Origin of the sequence: Streptomyces rubradiris, assembly GCF_016860525.1 — a bacterium.
Lineage (GTDB): Bacteria > Actinomycetota > Actinomycetes > Streptomycetales > Streptomycetaceae > Streptomyces > Streptomyces rubradiris.
This window is the reverse complement of the sequence record NZ_BNEA01000015.1, coordinates 5,398,952-5,412,917: the sequence shown is the minus strand read 5'-3', so window position 1 is coordinate 5,412,917 and position 13,966 is coordinate 5,398,952. Positions and strand designations below refer to the sequence as shown.

The 13,966-nt window shown below is 71.6% G+C and carries 13 protein-coding genes and 2 tRNA genes; 3 read left to right on the top strand and 12 right to left on the bottom strand.

The window, feature by feature from the left end; all coding sequences use genetic code 11:
• Positions 1-45: 45 nt before the first annotated feature.
• Complete coding sequence (locus Srubr_RS37305; protein WP_189996931.1) at positions 46-786, bottom strand: hypothetical protein; 741 nt, start codon at positions 784-786, stop codon at positions 46-48.
• Between the two features lie 237 nt (positions 787-1,023).
• Entirely contained in the window at positions 1,024-3,903 is a 2,880-nt protein-coding gene (leuS, locus tag Srubr_RS37300) for a leucine--tRNA ligase (RefSeq protein WP_189996932.1), read from the bottom strand.
• 404 nt (positions 3,904-4,307) lie between these two features.
• On the opposite strand from leuS, the gene Srubr_RS37295 reads away from it, so the two are divergent.
• Positions 4,308-5,570 (top strand): cytochrome b/b6 domain-containing protein, encoded by a 1,263-nt coding sequence (locus tag Srubr_RS37295; RefSeq protein ID WP_189996933.1) that lies wholly within the window; start codon positions 4,308-4,310, stop codon positions 5,568-5,570.
• Entirely contained in the window at positions 5,567-7,168 is a 1,602-nt protein-coding gene (locus Srubr_RS37290) for an NADH-quinone oxidoreductase subunit NuoF family protein (protein ID WP_189996934.1), read from the top strand. The genes Srubr_RS37295 and Srubr_RS37290 overlap by 4 nt, the downstream gene beginning before the upstream one ends.
• Before the next feature lie 100 nt (positions 7,169-7,268).
• Here the strand turns inward: Srubr_RS37290 and Srubr_RS37285 are convergent.
• Positions 7,269-7,341 (bottom strand) — tRNA-Ala (locus tag Srubr_RS37285).
• Between the two features lie 115 nt (positions 7,342-7,456).
• Between Srubr_RS37285 and Srubr_RS37280 the strand changes: the two genes are divergently transcribed.
• Complete coding sequence (locus tag Srubr_RS37280) at positions 7,457-8,668, top strand: glycosyltransferase 87 family protein (RefSeq protein ID WP_229926757.1); 1,212 nt, start codon at positions 7,457-7,459, stop codon at positions 8,666-8,668.
• On the opposite strand, the gene Srubr_RS37275 is transcribed toward Srubr_RS37280, so the two are convergent.
• From Srubr_RS37275 to Srubr_RS37235, 9 genes are all read right to left on the bottom strand, one after another.
• On the bottom strand, positions 8,658-8,891 hold the full coding sequence (locus Srubr_RS37275) for a hypothetical protein (protein WP_189996935.1): 234 nt from the start codon (positions 8,889-8,891) through the stop codon (positions 8,658-8,660). The two genes, Srubr_RS37280 and Srubr_RS37275, sit on opposite strands and share 11 nt — an antisense overlap.
• A 3-nt stretch (positions 8,892-8,894) precedes the next feature.
• Entirely contained in the window at positions 8,895-9,068 is a 174-nt protein-coding gene (locus tag Srubr_RS37270) for a hypothetical protein (protein ID WP_106980580.1), read from the bottom strand.
• A 347-nt stretch (positions 9,069-9,415) separates the two neighbouring features.
• Positions 9,416-9,488, bottom strand: a tRNA-Ala gene (locus tag Srubr_RS37265).
• 93 nt (positions 9,489-9,581) lie between these two features.
• Entirely contained in the window at positions 9,582-10,250 is a 669-nt protein-coding gene (locus tag Srubr_RS37260; RefSeq protein WP_189996936.1) for a histidine phosphatase family protein, read from the bottom strand.
• Positions 10,250-10,693, bottom strand: a complete 444-nt coding sequence (rsfS, locus tag Srubr_RS37255) for a ribosome silencing factor (RefSeq protein WP_030777295.1) — start codon at positions 10,691-10,693, stop codon at positions 10,250-10,252. The genes Srubr_RS37260 and rsfS overlap by 1 nt, the downstream gene beginning before the upstream one ends.
• A 118-nt stretch (positions 10,694-10,811) precedes the next feature.
• Positions 10,812-12,641, bottom strand: a complete 1,830-nt coding sequence (locus Srubr_RS37250) for a LytR C-terminal domain-containing protein (RefSeq protein ID WP_189996937.1) — start codon at positions 12,639-12,641, stop codon at positions 10,812-10,814.
• Between the two features lie 16 nt (positions 12,642-12,657).
• Positions 12,658-13,344, bottom strand: a complete 687-nt coding sequence (gene nadD, locus Srubr_RS37245; RefSeq protein WP_189996938.1) for a nicotinate-nucleotide adenylyltransferase — start codon at positions 13,342-13,344, stop codon at positions 12,658-12,660.
• Positions 13,345-13,400: 56 nt separating this feature from the next.
• Complete coding sequence (locus Srubr_RS37240) at positions 13,401-13,565, bottom strand: hypothetical protein (protein ID WP_030777300.1); 165 nt, start codon at positions 13,563-13,565, stop codon at positions 13,401-13,403.
• Between the two features lie 166 nt (positions 13,566-13,731).
• Complete coding sequence (locus tag Srubr_RS37235) at positions 13,732-13,896, bottom strand: hypothetical protein (protein ID WP_030777303.1); 165 nt, start codon at positions 13,894-13,896, stop codon at positions 13,732-13,734.
• Positions 13,897-13,966 lie beyond the last annotated feature (70 nt).

Genomic DNA, 13,966 nt, shown 5'->3' with positions numbered 1-13,966 from the left:
CGCTCGGCAGCCCGGCCCCTGTCGGGTGCCCGGGGAGCGGTCCGCTCATGTGGTGCTCTCGGGGCGGGGCTTCTTCTGCCACGGGACGGTGGGGCGCCACGAGGTCCCGGCGATCGCTTCGGGCGCGGGCCGCGCGGTGGCGTGGGCACCGGCCTCGTCGGAGCGCGCCTGTCCCGTGGCGGAGCCGTCGGCGGGGGTGGCGGGGGCGTCGGACCAGTGCGAGGGCGCCTGGCCGGGTTCGGTGCTCGTCCAGTGGCGCAGGGCGCCCGCCTCGATGTCGATCTGGGCGCTGAGGTGGTCCAGCTCGTCGTCGGAGAAGCGGCGGGCCCGGTCGCGGACGGCCCAGCGCAGGGAGTCGGCGGACTGGGTGATGCGCTCGGTGCGTGCGCGGAGTTCGGGCAGGCGCGCGGCGAGTGTGGCCCGGTCGGGCTCGGTCTCCAGGCGCTTGAGGTCGGCGTCCAGGTCGTGCCCGTGAACGCTGAGCCGTTCGAAGAGGCCGAGGGACTCCTTCAGCGACTCGTCCTCGGCCGCGCCCGCGTGCAGCGCGTCCTGTGTGGCGCGCATGGAGGTGCGCAGGGCGAGCCGCAGCCGGGCGATCTCGCCGGCCGGCCCGGGCTGGGCGACGGACTTGGCGCGCAGGGTGTGGTCCTCGACCGTGCGCCGGGCCTGCGCGATGGTCCGGTCCACACCGCGCTTGGTGGCGCGGACGGCCTTGACCGTGGCGTAGGCGCCCATGCCTACGAGGATCAGGAAGAGCAGGGAGAACACGGTGAGCACTACGTCCATGGCGCTCCTCCTCCGGTCGGTGCGGTAGGGCCCGCTGCGCTTCTCCACGATAAACGCAGCGGGCAGGCCCGGAGTTCCGTCCGAACCCCGAACCTGCCCGTAGGGGACTACCCCGAGCCGGCGGGAACACCCGCTTTCGCTGCCCCGTCGCATACCGGTAATGGGCCGGTGTACGCCGGTTCCGGCCCGGTTGTCCGCCGGTGTTGTACGCCGGCGGCCGGTGTTGTACGCCGGTGTTTACGCGGGAACGATGTTGACCAGCTTCGGCGCCCGCACGATCACCTTGCGGATGCCCGCGCCGCCCAGCGCCGCGATCACCTTCTCGTCGGCCAGCGCGACCTTCTCCAGTTCCTCCTCGGAGATGGCGGGCGGCACCTCCAGCCGGGCCTTGACCTTGCCCTTGATCTGCACGACGCAGGTCACGGTCTCGTCGACGACGTAGGCCGGGTCGGCCACCGGGAAGTCCCGGTGGACGACGGAGTCGGTGTGGCCCAGCTTGCGCCACAGTTCCTCGGCGATGTGCGGGGCCAGCGGGGCGACCATCAGCACCAGCGGCTCGGCCACGGACCGCGGCACAGCGCCACCGGTCTTGGTCAGGTGGTTGTTCAGCTCGGTGACCTTGGCGATGGCGGTGTTGAAGCGCAGGCCCTCCAGGTCCTGGCGCACGCCGTCGATGGCCTTGTGCAGGGCGCGCAGGGTCTCGTCGTCGGGCTCGGCGTCGGTGACGGTGACCTCGCCGGTGGTCTCGTCGACGATGTTGCGCCACAGCCGCTGCAGCAGCCGGAACTGGCCGACCACCGCGCGCGTGTCCCACGGGCGGGAGACGTCCAGCGGGCCCATGGCCATCTCGTACAGGCGCAGCGTGTCGGCGCCGTACTCGGCGGCGATCTCGTCCGGGGTCACCGCGTTCTTCAGGGACTTGCCCATCTTGCCCAGCAGGCGGGTGACCTTCTCGCCCTGGTAGTAGTACGCGCCGTCGCGCTCCTCCACCTCGGCGGCCGGCACCGCGATGCCCCGGCTGTCGCGGTAGACGTAGGCCTGGATCATGCCCTGGTTGAACAGCTTGTGGAACGGCTCCGCGGAGGAGACGTGCCCCAGGTCGTACAGGACCTTGGACCAGAAGCGCGCGTACAGCAGGTGCAGCACGGCGTGCTCGGCGCCGCCGACGTACAGGTCCACACCGCCGTGCGGCAGGCCCTGGCGCGGGCCCATCCAGTACCGCTCGATCTCCGGGTCGACCAGCTTGCGGTCGTTGTGCGGGTCCAGGTAGCGGAACTCGTACCAGCAGGAACCGGCCCAGTTGGGCATGGTGTTGGTCTCGCGGCGGTACTTCTTGGGGCCGTCGCCCAGGTCCAGGGTGACGTTGACCCATTCCTCGTTGCGCGACAGCGGGGTCTCGGGCTGGGTGTCGGAGTCGTCCGGGTCGAAGGTGCGCGGGCTGTAGTCCTCGACCTCGGGCAGCTCCAGCGGCAGCATCGACTCAGGCAGCGCGTGGGCGACGCCGTCCTCGTCGTAGACGATCGGGAAGGGTTCGCCCCAGTAGCGCTGGCGGCTGAACAGCCAGTCGCGCAGGCGGAAGTTGACGGTGCCCTCGCCGATGCCCTCGCGCGCCAGCCACTCGGTGATGCGCGCCTTGGCGTCGGCCACGCCCAGGCCGTTCAGCTTCAGGTCGTCGCTGTCGGAGTTGACGATCTTCGCGTCGTAGGAGACGAAGGCGTCGTCCCAGGTGGCCGGGTCGGTGCCGCGGCCGTCGGTCGGCTCCACCACGCAGCGGATGGGCAGCTCGAAGGCGCGCGCGAAGGCGAAGTCGCGGCTGTCGTGGCCCGGGACGGCCATGATCGCGCCGGTTCCGTAGCCCATCAGGACGTAGTCGGCGATGAAGACCGGGATGCGCTCGCCGCTGACCGGGTTGGTCGCGAAGGCTCCGGTGAAGACGCCGGTCTTGTCCTTGGCCTCGGCCTGCCGCTCCACGTCGGACTTCGAGGCGGCCTGCGCGCGGTAGGCGGCGACGGCCTCGGCCGGGGTGGCGTGGCCGCCGGTCCACACCTCGTGCGTGCCCTCGGGCCACGCCTCGGGGGTGAACTTCTCGACCAGCGGGTGCTCGGGCGCCAGCACCATGTAGGTCGCGCCGAACAGGGTGTCCGGGCGGGTGGTGAAGACCGTGATGCGCTCGCCGTCGATCGGGAAGTCGATGCGGGCGCCCTCGCTGCGGCCGATCCAGTTGCGCTGCTGGAGCTTGATGGCCTCGGGCCAGTCCAGTTCCTCCAGGTCCTCCAGGAGCCGGTCGGCGTAGGCGGTGATGCGCATGTTCCACTGGCGCAGTTTGGCCTTGAAGACCGGGTAGTTGCCGCGCTCGGAACGGCCGTCGGCGGTGACCTCCTCGTTGGCCAGTACGGTGCCCAGGCCGGGGCACCAGTTGACGGGCGCGTCGGAGGCGTAGGCCAGGCGGTACTCGCCCAGGATGTCGGCGCGTTCGCGGGCGCTCAGTTCGCTCCACGCGCGCGTGGTGCCCGGAATGGCGCGTTCACCGGACTCGAACTGGGCGATCAGCTCGGAGACCGGGCGGGCCTTGCGCGCCTCCTCGTCGTACCAGGAGTTGAAGATCTGCAGGAAGATCCACTGGGTCCATTTGTAGTACTCCGGGTCGATCGTGGCGAACGACCGGCGCTTGTCGTGGCCCAGGCCCAGCCGGCGCAGCTGGGCCTTCATGTTCTCGATGTTGGCCTCGGTGGACACGCGGGGGTGCGTGCCGGTCTGCACGGCGTACTGCTCGGCGGGCAGGCCGAAGGCGTCGAAGCCGAGGGTGTGCAGGACGTTGTGGCCGGTCATGCGCTGGAACCGGGCGTAGACGTCGGTGGCGATGTAGCCCAGCGGGTGGCCGACGTGCAGGCCCGCGCCCGAGGGGTACGGGAACATGTCCATGATGAACTTCTTGGGCCTGGCGGCCAGCCCGGGGTCGCCCGCCAGGTCACCCGTGGGGTTCGGTGCCGCGTAGGTGCCGTCGGCGTCCCAGAAGTCCTGCCAGCGTGCCTCGATCTCGGCTGCCATGGCGGCCGTGTAGCGGTGCGGCGCGGCCTCCGCCGACGCGGCGGTGGCAGCGGGGTTCGTCTCGCTCATGATCCTCAAAGCTCCATCGATCGTCTCTGCCTGCGGAAATGAAAAAACCCCTCACACAGGAGGGGACGCCGCGCCGATGCCGACCTCACGGCTGAACCGGAGTCGGTACTGATCAGCGCGGCCCGCTAAGCAGAAGGCGTACGGCACGCATGGCGCTAGGGTACCGCAGCCCTTGAGCAAGCCGCGACGCGCTTCCGTATCCCTGTGGGACATGTCCACGAAGCCCGCCGGTACCAAACAAAGGTCGGCGATTACTTCTCGCGTACCTCCTCCTAGGACACGCCACTCCGATCAGATTGTCCGCCGATAACAGCGCAATAACCCAAACCCCGTACTGATCGGTATGGCGCCACTTAGAGTGCGGCAGCGGGACCGCTTTCCCGGAACTGCTCGGAGTCGCCCCCATGAACCGTCGTCGACGTACCAGCTCGCTCCCCGTACCGGGCCGCTCGGCCTATGGGGTGGCGTCCGCCGTCTCCTTGCTGCTCATACCCGTGTCCGTGCTGGCCGGAGGCGTCCGGTTCCGCGAGTTCCTGAACTTCGGCGCGGGCGTGCTGTCCCTCGTCTCACTGAGCTGCTCGGTGATCTGGGGCCTGTTCGCCCAGGACCGGATCTTCCTGAACACCCGGCAGCGGATCATCGGCCAGGCCGTGCACCGGACGACCGCGGTCGCCTCGATCGCGTTCCTGCTGCTGCACATCACCACGAAGATCGCGCTCGGCCACACGGAGGCGATCGCCGCTGTCGTCCCGTTCTCGCTCGGCGTCACCGGGATCGCCGGCCTGATCGGGCTCGGCTCGCTCGCCGGCCTGCTGATGGTCTTCGTGGGGGTCACGGGCGCGCTGCGCGGCGCCTTCGCCACCCCGGCCCCGGTCGCGGCGCGCTGGCGGGCCATGCACATGCTGGCCTACCCCGCGTGGTGCGGGGCGCTGATCCACGGCCTTTACGCGGGTCGCGCGGCCAAACCCGTCTTCGTGTTCCTCTACGGCCTGTCGCTGCTCGGCGTGATGGGCGCCCTCGCGCTGCGCGCCGCGCCGCGCCCAGTCAAGCGCAGGGTCGCCGGCCGGCTGGCGGCCCTGTTCCACCGGACCGCACCGCCCGGACCCGCCGGGCCGGAGGCGAACCGCTCCCGGGCGGCCGGACCGGACCGGACCGGCCCGCACAACGGCCGGGAACCGCGGCATGCGCCCACCGCCCCGCTCCCCCGGCCACCGGCCGCCGCGCCCGCCGCCGGTTTCGCCGCGGCCTACCGCGCGGTGTCCGACCCGGACCGCCCTCGGCAGCCCTTCACGGCCGCCCGGACCGCCGCCGCGGACCTGCCGCCGGATCTCCGGCCCACACAGGCCGCCGCGCCCGTGGACGGCCCCTCCAGCGCCTTCGGCGGCTGGCCGGTGCCCTCCCCGCCGCCGGTCGGCGAGGCCCCGCCGTCCGCGTACGACCCGCTCCAGGACACCGGGTACACCGTCCCGGTCCACGGCGGTCCGGGCGCCACCGGCTACGGCGGACGTGACATGTACGACACCACTGAGACGAACGGCTCCTACGGCACGTACCTCCCGGGTGACACGTTCGACGGCGGTCCCGCCACCGAACCGCTGCCCGGCTCGCCCTACGGGGCACCGTTTCCGGGCGGACCGTGGAACACGCCTTCCGGAGGCTTCAAGTGAACGAGGCACTGCCCGACGTCCCCGAGGTCCGAGTGGTCGGTCTTCCCCAGCTCACGTCGGGCTTCGACCTTGTCGAGCGACTCGACCTGCCGATGCACCTGAAGGTGCACGGGCCGCTCGACCCGCTGGGCGGCGAACAGCTCGCCAAACTCGCCGAACGCGTCAACCTGAAGGGGCGCGGCGGAGCCGGCTTCCCCTTCCACAAGAAGCTGCGCTCGGTCGCCGAGTCGGCGATCAGGCGCGGGGTCCGGCCGGTCGTCGTGGTCAACGGCAGCGAGGACGAGCCGGCCTGCCGCAAGGACACCGTGCTGATCAACCGGGCGCCGCACCTCATCCTGGACGGCGCCCTGCTGTGCGCCGAAGCGCTCGGCGCGCGCACCCTCGTCGTCGGCGTCACCCGGGAATCCACGCAGTGCTCCATGGAGACCGCGCTCGCCGAACGCGGCCTGGGCAACAGCCGTAGATTGGCGCTGCGCGCGTGGGTGCAACGCAATCCGGTGCGCATGGTCTCCGGTGCCGCCGCCTCGCTGATCCGCTCGATCGACGGCGGCCCGGCGATCCCGCCCGGCCGCAAGGTCAGCGCCTCGCGGAGCGGTGTCGGCGGGGCGCCCACGCTGCTGTCGAACGCGGAGACGTTCGCGCAGCTCGCCATAGCCGCCCGCATCGGCCCGGAGCGTTACGCCCACACGGGCCTGCACGACGAGCCGGGCACCGTGATGCTCACCGTCTCCGGTGCGGTCGCCCGCCCGATGGTGATCGAGGTGCCCACGGGCGTGCCGCTGCGCTACGTGTTGCGGCTCGCGGGCGCCCCGCCGGTGCCGCAGGGCGTGCTGACCGGCGGCTACCACGGCAAGTGGATCGACGCGGCGACCGTGGACGAGGCGATCGTCTCCCGCAACTCGCTGGACGCGGTGGGCGGTTCGCTGGGCGCGGGCGCGATCCTGCCGATCGGCCGGGAGACGTGCCCGCTGGGCGAGTCGCTGCGGGTGGCACAGTGGCTGGCCGAGGAGAGCGCCGGTCAGTGCGGGCCCTGCTATCTGGGGCTGCCCGCCGCCGCGCACGGGCTGGAGGACGTCCTGGACGGCGGCGGACCGGCGGCCCTGGAGGCGCTGAAGCAGATCGCGAGCAACGTCAAGCGGCGCGGCGCGTGTTCACACCCGGACGGATCGGCGATGTTCCTGGAGTCGACCATCAAGGCGTTCACCGACGACCTGGCGGCGCACGTCCTCGGCGACGGCTGCGGACGGCCCGTGGAGGGCGTTCTGCCGCTCTTCGAGGACGGCGGGGCCCCTACGGGCGTCCCGGGCGGCACGGAGAGCGGCGCGAGCCGCCAGAGGATCCACGTGGACTGGACGCTGTGCCGGGGCCACGGGCTGTGCGCGGACATCCTCCCGGAGGTGTTCGAACTCGGCGCGGACGGCTTCCCGACCGTCGCCCAGGCGCAGGTACCGCGTTACGCGGAGGCGAAGGCGCTGCGCGCGGTACGCCGCTGCCCGGCGCTCGCCCTGCGCATCGAGGAGGACACGCGCGGGCAGGCGCCGGCGCGCAATCTGCCGGTGCTCTCCCAGGGGCGCGGCCGGCGCGCGCTGGGCCGCTGACCACACGTAAGGGGCGGGTCACCGGATCGGGTGAACCGCCCCTTACGCCACAACACGCCGAAGGCGGACCATCTCTGGGATGATCCGCCTTCGATTTCTGTGGAGCTAAGGAGAATTGAACTCCTGACCTCCTGCATGCCATGCAGGCGCTCTACCAACTGAGCTATAGCCCCTTGTTTTGTTGTTTCGCCCGGTTCCCCCGGCGACGACGTAAACATTACAGGCCCGTGGGCGCAGCGCCAAATCGCTTTCGGCTTCGCTTCGGTATGACCGCTAATGTCGGTTTCCATGCCCGAGATCGCGCCGTTCACCGCACATCGCCGGGTCCCGGTCGCCCTGGGCGTGTGCCTGATGTCCTTCGCGGCGTTCTGGGCCGCGCAGCGGGCCGCGCACGTGTCGATGATCGACCTGATGGTCTACCGGGCCGAGGGGGCCGCCGTGCGCGCCGGCGACGACCTGTACGCGCTGCGCGCGACCACCGCCCGTCTGCCCACCACGTACCCGCCGTTCGCGGCCCTGCTGTTCACGCCGCTGTCCCTGCCGGACACCGCGCTGCTGCGCACGCTGGCGACGGCCGGCAATCTCGCGCTGCTGGTGGTCTTCGTACGGTTGTCGCTGAAACTCGTCGGCCACGCGCGCGTGCGGACCGTCTGGTGGGTCGCGGGCGCGGCCGTGTGGTGCGAACCGGTGTGGACGACCGTGCGCTACGGCCAGATCAATCTGCTGCTGGCCGTGCTGGTGCTGTGGGACCTGACCCGCCGGCCCGCCGGCGGCCACGACCGCTGGAGCGGGCTGGGCCTCGGACTGGCCGCCGCGGTCAAACTGACGCCCGCGCTGTTCCCCGTGTTCCTGCTCGCCACGGGCCTGGCGGACCGGCTGCGGGGCGGACGGGGCGGGCCGTGGCTGCCGCACGCGCGCGGGGCGGCCGTCGCGTTCGCCGGGGCCACCCTGCTGGCGGCGGCCGTCCTGCCGTACGACTCCTGGCGGTTCTGGACGCGCATGGTGTTCCGCGCGAGCCGGGTAGGGCTGGCCGAGGACACCGGCAATCAGGCACTGCGCGGCATTCTGGCCCGCCTCCTGCACACGCCGGACCCGGCGGCCGTCTGGACGGCCGGTGCCGCCGTACTGGCCGTCCTCGGCCTGACGGTGGCGGTGCGGGCGGAGTCGCGGGGGCGGCGGGCCTGGGCGGTGTGTGCCTGCGCGGTCACCGCCCTGCTGGTCAGCCCGGTGTCGTGGACCCACCACTGGGTGTGGTGCGTGCCGCTGGTGCTGCTGCTGTGGACGCGCGGGCACCGGGCTGCGGCCCTGGGCACCTTGCTGGTCTTCTGGTCGTACATCCCGTGGTGGGTGCCGCACGGGCCCGGGCGCCCGGAACTCCACCTGGGCGGCGCGCACTTGCTGCTGTCGGCCGGCTACGGAGTCGCCGCCGCGCTCTTCCTCGCGCTGGCCCGGACATCGTCGCCGAGCCCCAGGGGCGGCGAGGCCGGTGTCAGGCCGTGACGAACTGGTAGAACCTCTTGAGCGTGCAGTGCTCCTCCAGGAGCCGGCCGTAGATCGGCTCGCCTTCCAGCTCCCGGTAGGTCTCGATGGGGTCGCCTTTTATGATCAGCGCCCGCGCGCATTCCTCGCACCAGTACTGGTAAGCGGTGTTGATCGGCTCCATGTCGCGGACGATGGGCGTGCCACTCCCGCACCAGTCGCACTTCCGCCGGTGTGCCCCCATCGATCAGCTCCAGGTGTGGCCGCAGGCCGTGCACACGTACGAGATTCCGCCATTGTCGCCGAGCACCTGCGCCACATGCGCGGAACCGCAGGAAGGGCAGCTCAGCCGGGTGATCGAATCCCGTATCAACGCCGCGTCGAGGAGGTGGCCGACCTCCTCAAGGATGCTCGCAGGCATCGCCACTCCTCCCGTCGGGCCGCGCCCCCTTCCGGCCGTTTGATTCTGCCACGACCGGACCAATACGGTCAGCGACGCCTGAGTACCAGTCCGGACACGGCGCCCACCGCGGCCGTCCCGGCTCAGTACCCACGCGCACGCCGGGAACGCCTCCGCGGAGGTGTACGGGCCTCGGGGACCGGAAGGCGGCGGGTGGCACACCGAGCTGCGGGCGGGGCCGGTTGTCAGTGGCGGGTGCTTCACTGTTCGCAGGGTTCGGAACGGGAGCGCACGCAGAAAATCCCGCCCCCAGGCGGGGACGGGATCCTCATCACCGATCTTTGACAACTCAACAGAGTGTCGATCAGTGGAGCTAAGGAGAATTGAACTCCTGACCTCCTGCATGCCATGCAGGCGCTCTACCAACTGAGCTATAGCCCCTGGTGTTCTTCCCGCTCGGCGGGGCGAACAAGAAGAACTTTAGCCTGTGACCTGCCGGAAAGTGAAATCCGGGGTCCGGGGAGCCCGGGACGGTCAGTCGTCGTCGCCGAGGACGGGCTCCGGAAGGGTGCCCGCGTTGTGCTCCAGCAGACGCCAGCCACGGGCGCCCTCGCCGAGCACGGACCAGCAGCAGTTGGAGAGGCCGCCGAGGCTCTCCCAGTGCCGGGCCTCCAGGCCGAGGAGCCGGCCGATGGTGGTGCGGATGGTGCCACCGTGGCTGACGACGACGAGAGTGCCGTCCTCGGGCAGCTTCTCGGCGTGCCGCAGCACGACGGGGGCGGCGCGGTCGGCGACCTCGGTCTCCAGTTCCCCGCCGCCGCGGCGGACCGCTTCCCCGCGCTTCCACGCGGCGTACTCCTCGCCGTGGCGGGCGATGATCTCCTCGTGCGTCAGCCCCTGCCAGACGCCCGCGTAGGTCTCGCGCAGGCCCTCCTCGCGGGTGACCTCCAGGCCGGTGAGGGCGGCCAGCTCGGCGGCCGTGTGCGCGGCGCGCCGCAGGTCCGACGAGACGATCGCGTCGGGCCGCAGGGAGGCGAGCAGCCGGGCGGCGCGGCGGGCCTGGCCCAGGCCCGTCTCGGTCAGCTCGACGTCCGTGGTGCCCTGGAAACGCCGCTCGACGTTCCAGGAGGTCTGGCCGTGTCGCCACAGGATGATGCGGCGGCCCCGGCCCGTGCGGTCGGTCACCTCACCCGTGGCGCTCATCACCACTCCCCGCCCGGCTCCTGGTCGGCCTCGGCGGCCTGCAGCCTGGCGTGCTCCTCGGCCTTGCCGCGGGTGGCCTTGGCGTCGGCGGGCAGTTCGATCTCGGGGCAGTCCTTCCACAGCCGCTCCAGGGCGTAGAAGACCCGCTCCTCACTGTGCTGGACGTGCACGACGATGTCGACGTAGTCGAGCAGGACCCAGCGGGCCTCGCGGTCGCCCTCGCGGCGGACCGGCTTGGCGCCGAGTTCCTTCTGCAGGCGCTCCTCGATCTCGTCGACGATGGCCTTGACCTGGCGGTCGTTCGGCGCGGACGCGAGCAGGAAGGCGTCCGTGATCGACAGTACGTCGCTCACGTCGTAGGCGATGACGTCGTGGGCGAGCTTGTCGGCCGCCGCCTGGGCGGCGGTGTTGATGAGCTCAAGGGAACGGTCGGTGGCGGTCACTACATGGCTTTCCGTCGGCGGTCTTTTGCCATCAAGGGTCTCACGGACCGCCCGGCACACCCCACGGGATTACGGCGGGGCTCGCGGGCCGCGCTCCGCCCGGGAGCGCGGCCCGGGGTCAGGACGAGGACGGCTGGTAGTCGCGGCCGAGGACCACCGAGACGTCGGCGCCGGAGGAGACGGTGCCCTTGGTCACGGAGCCGGCGGGCAGCCCGAGGGTCTTGGCGACCTCGGTGGCCTTCGCCTGGTCGGCGGCGTCCGCGTAGGTCACCTTCGAGGTGGCCTCGGTGCCGGAGGCACTGCCGCCCTCCAGGAAGGTGAAGCCGCCGTTGAGGAGCACGACGCGGGCCTTCTCCGTGTCGTCCTTCACACCGGTGGCGTTCTGGACGGAGACCCGGACCGCGGAGCCGGCGTCGGGGCTCTTCGCGGTGCCGCCGAGGATGTCCTTCACCACGCTGTCGCCGGTCTCGGCGCTGAGCGTGCCGTCGGGCTGTACGGGCAGCAGGGCGGTCTGGTAAGCGCCGCTCTTGGCCAGGTCGGCGAGTCTGGCGAGGAACGTGCCGAGGTCCTTGTCGGTGAGCGGGGGGTCGAGGATCTGCGCGAGCGTCTGCACGGTGGTGGTGGCGGAGGCCGGGTCGGAGGACATCTTGCGCAGCACGCCCTGCATGACCTGGCCGAACCGCTGCAACTGGGCGTTCTCGGTCTCGCCGGAGGCACGGTAGGTCGCGTAGGCGACGGCCATCTTGCCGCTGAGGGTCTGGCCCTGGCCCTTGTGGACGAGCGGTGCGGCGCCCTTCTTCTTGGCGTCCGGGTCGGGCACGTCGGTGTCGGTGTCGATCTCGATGTTGCCGACGAGGTCGACGAGGTTCTGCAGGTAGGGCGTGTCGAGCCGCCAGCTGCCCTGGATGCTGGTGCCGAGGACGGTGTCGAGCTGGTCGCGGGTGCCGGAGGTGTCGTCGTCGTCCACGGACTTGGCGAGGGTCGTGGTGGAGCCGTCGTCGCCGGTCAGGGCCAGGGAGTTGGGCAGCAGGACCGTGGTGCCCTGCTTGGTGGTGGTGTTGTCGACCAGCAGCGCCGTGGAGGTGCCGCCCTTGACGGTGTTGTGCAGGTGGACGACGAGCACGTCGCGCTTCTGGGCGGTGACCGGGGCGGCCGTGCCGCCCGGGCCGCCGGAGGACAGGCCGGGCAGCTTTCCGGCGTACCAGAGGTAGCCGACCCCGCCGGCCGCGACGACGGCGAGGACGACGAGCAGGGCGATGAGCCGGCTGCGGGCGCGGCGGCGGGCCTCCTCGCGGCGCTCGGTGCGGTTCTCGGTGAACTTCAGCCAGTCGATGACGTCCTCGGAGTCACCGTCCGGCTCCTCGACGAAGGCGAACTGTTCGGTGCGGTAATCCGGTCCGGCCGGCCCGGGCCCGGTCTCCTCGGCGGTCGCGCCGCCTCGCGCGACCGGGCCGTCCTGCGCGTCCGGGCCGTCCTGCGCGACCGGACCGTCCTGCGCGGCCTGGGCGTCCTCCGCGGGGCCGGCCTGCTGCGGGATGTAGGCGGTCTGCTCGGCGGCCCTCGGCTGCCGGCCGCCGCTCACGGCCTGCCCGTAGGGGTCGTAGCCGCCGGCGTCCTGGGTTCCGGTGTCGGTGGCGTACGGGTCGTACGGGGTCTGGGAGCCGTAGGGGTCGTAGGTGGCGTAGGAGTCGTGGCCGGGCTGCTGATGGCCGGGGGCGTAGGGCGAGGCCGGCGGCTGCTGGCCGGTGGCGTAGAGGTCGTAGCCGTAGCCCTGCTGCTGGGCGTAGGGGTCGTAGGCCGCCGGCTGGGGCTGCGGGACCTGCTGGGCCTGGGGAGCCTGCTCGGCCGGTACCTGCCGGTACACGGGCCTGCCGTACTCGTCGTAGCCGACGACTTCGTACGGAACGGCGCCGTAGCCCGCGCCACCCGCGTCGTATCGGTCGTTCACCGGTGCCCCTCTCGGCTCACTCGCCGCGGTACAGCTCGCGCTTGTCGATGTAGCGCACGACTCCGTCCGGGACCATGTACCAGATGGGGTCGCCCTTGGCGACTCGCGCGCGGCAGTCCGTGGAGGAGATGGCGAGGGCCGGCACCTCGACCAGCGAGACGCCGCCTTCCGGCAGGCCCGGGTCGGTCAGGTGGTGGCCGGGGCGGGTGACGCCGATGAAGTGCGCGTAGGAGAACAGTTCCTCGGAGTTGTGCCAGGTCAGCAGCTGGGCGAGGGCGTCGGCGCCGGTGATGAAGAAGAGGTCGGTGTCCGGGTTGAGGGCACGCAGGTCGCGCAGGGTGTCGACGGTGTAGGTGGGGCCGCCGCGGTCGATGTCGATGCGGCTGACGGAGAACTGCGGGTTCTCGGCGGTCGCGATGACCGTCATCAGGTAGCGGTCCTCGGCCGGGGAGACCTTGCGGTGCGACTTCTGCCACGGTTCGCCGGTGGGGACGAAGACCACCTCGTCCAGCTGGAACTGCGCGGCGACCTCGCTGGCCGCCACCAAGTGCCCGTGGTGGATCGGGTCGAATGTCCCGCCCATGACGCCCAGGCGCCGCTTGCCCGTGTGGGCGGGGGCGTGGCCCGGTCCGTGCTGCGGGTGCTTCACCGGGTCGTCGGCCGTCTCGCGTGCCGGACCGGTAGGCATGTCCTGCTCTCCCATGCGTGCAGACCCTACCGGCCCGGCCTCGAACGTCCGGCCGGGGACGGGGTCCCCGCTCAGCGGTCGCGGTTGAAGCGCGTGGTGATCCACAGCAGCAGGAGCAGGATGATCAGGGCGCCGCCGCCGGTGACGAGCGGGTTCAGGCTCTCGTGGTTTCCGCCGCGCTCCTCGCCCTCGGCGGCAAGGGTGACCAACTGGGCTGCGGCGCTGTGGAAGCTCATCTTCGGCAGGACCTATCGCGTGTGGGCGGAATAAAGATGTCGGCTCATCGTAAGCGGGCGGCCGTGCGGCGATCACGCCGACTCCGCCGTTGGGGACGAGGGGCGCCCGCGGCCGGCCCCGGCGAGGATCTCCCGCCGCGGACGGGAGGGGAACTTTCGGCGCGCGTCAGTCGTCCTTGCGCTTGTAGCCGCTCAGCAGGAACCAGGCGGTCAGCGCACAGCCGAGGACCATCACGACCAGCACGACACGGAGCAGGTTGCCCGTCCCGTGCTGCTGGACGGCCAGCGTGGCTGCCTCGGTCAGCCGGGCGGCTGCGGGGTGGTGCTCCATGGCGGGGACTCCTTCGGGTGTACTGCCCGTCCACGGTATCTCCGCCTAGGCTGGGCCCCGCCTCGGGGGC

Bases quoted from the DNA above. Each gene is read 5' to 3' on its own strand.
- Srubr_RS37305 (WP_189996931.1), bottom strand. From the start codon at position 786: ATGGACGTAGTGCTCACCGTGTTCTCCCTGCTCTTCCTGATCCTCGTA.
- leuS (WP_189996932.1), bottom strand. From the start codon at position 3,903: ATGAGCGAGACGAACCCCGCTGCCACCGCCGCGTCGGCGGAGGCCGCG.
- Srubr_RS37295 (WP_189996933.1), top strand. From the start codon at position 4,308: ATGAACCGTCGTCGACGTACCAGCTCGCTCCCCGTACCGGGCCGCTCG.
- Srubr_RS37280 (WP_229926757.1), top strand. From the start codon at position 7,457: ATGCCCGAGATCGCGCCGTTCACCGCACATCGCCGGGTCCCGGTCGCC.
- Srubr_RS37275 (WP_189996935.1), bottom strand. From the start codon at position 8,891: ATGGGGGCACACCGGCGGAAGTGCGACTGGTGCGGGAGTGGCACGCCC.
- Srubr_RS37270 (WP_106980580.1), bottom strand. From the start codon at position 9,068: ATGCCTGCGAGCATCCTTGAGGAGGTCGGCCACCTCCTCGACGCGGCG.
- Srubr_RS37260 (WP_189996936.1), bottom strand. From the start codon at position 10,250: ATGAGCGCCACGGGTGAGGTGACCGACCGCACGGGCCGGGGCCGCCGC.
- nadD (WP_189996938.1), bottom strand. From the start codon at position 13,344: ATGGGAGAGCAGGACATGCCTACCGGTCCGGCACGCGAGACGGCCGAC.
- Srubr_RS37240 (WP_030777300.1), bottom strand. From the start codon at position 13,565: ATGAGCTTCCACAGCGCCGCAGCCCAGTTGGTCACCCTTGCCGCCGAG.
- Srubr_RS37235 (WP_030777303.1), bottom strand. From the start codon at position 13,896: ATGGAGCACCACCCCGCAGCCGCCCGGCTGACCGAGGCAGCCACGCTG.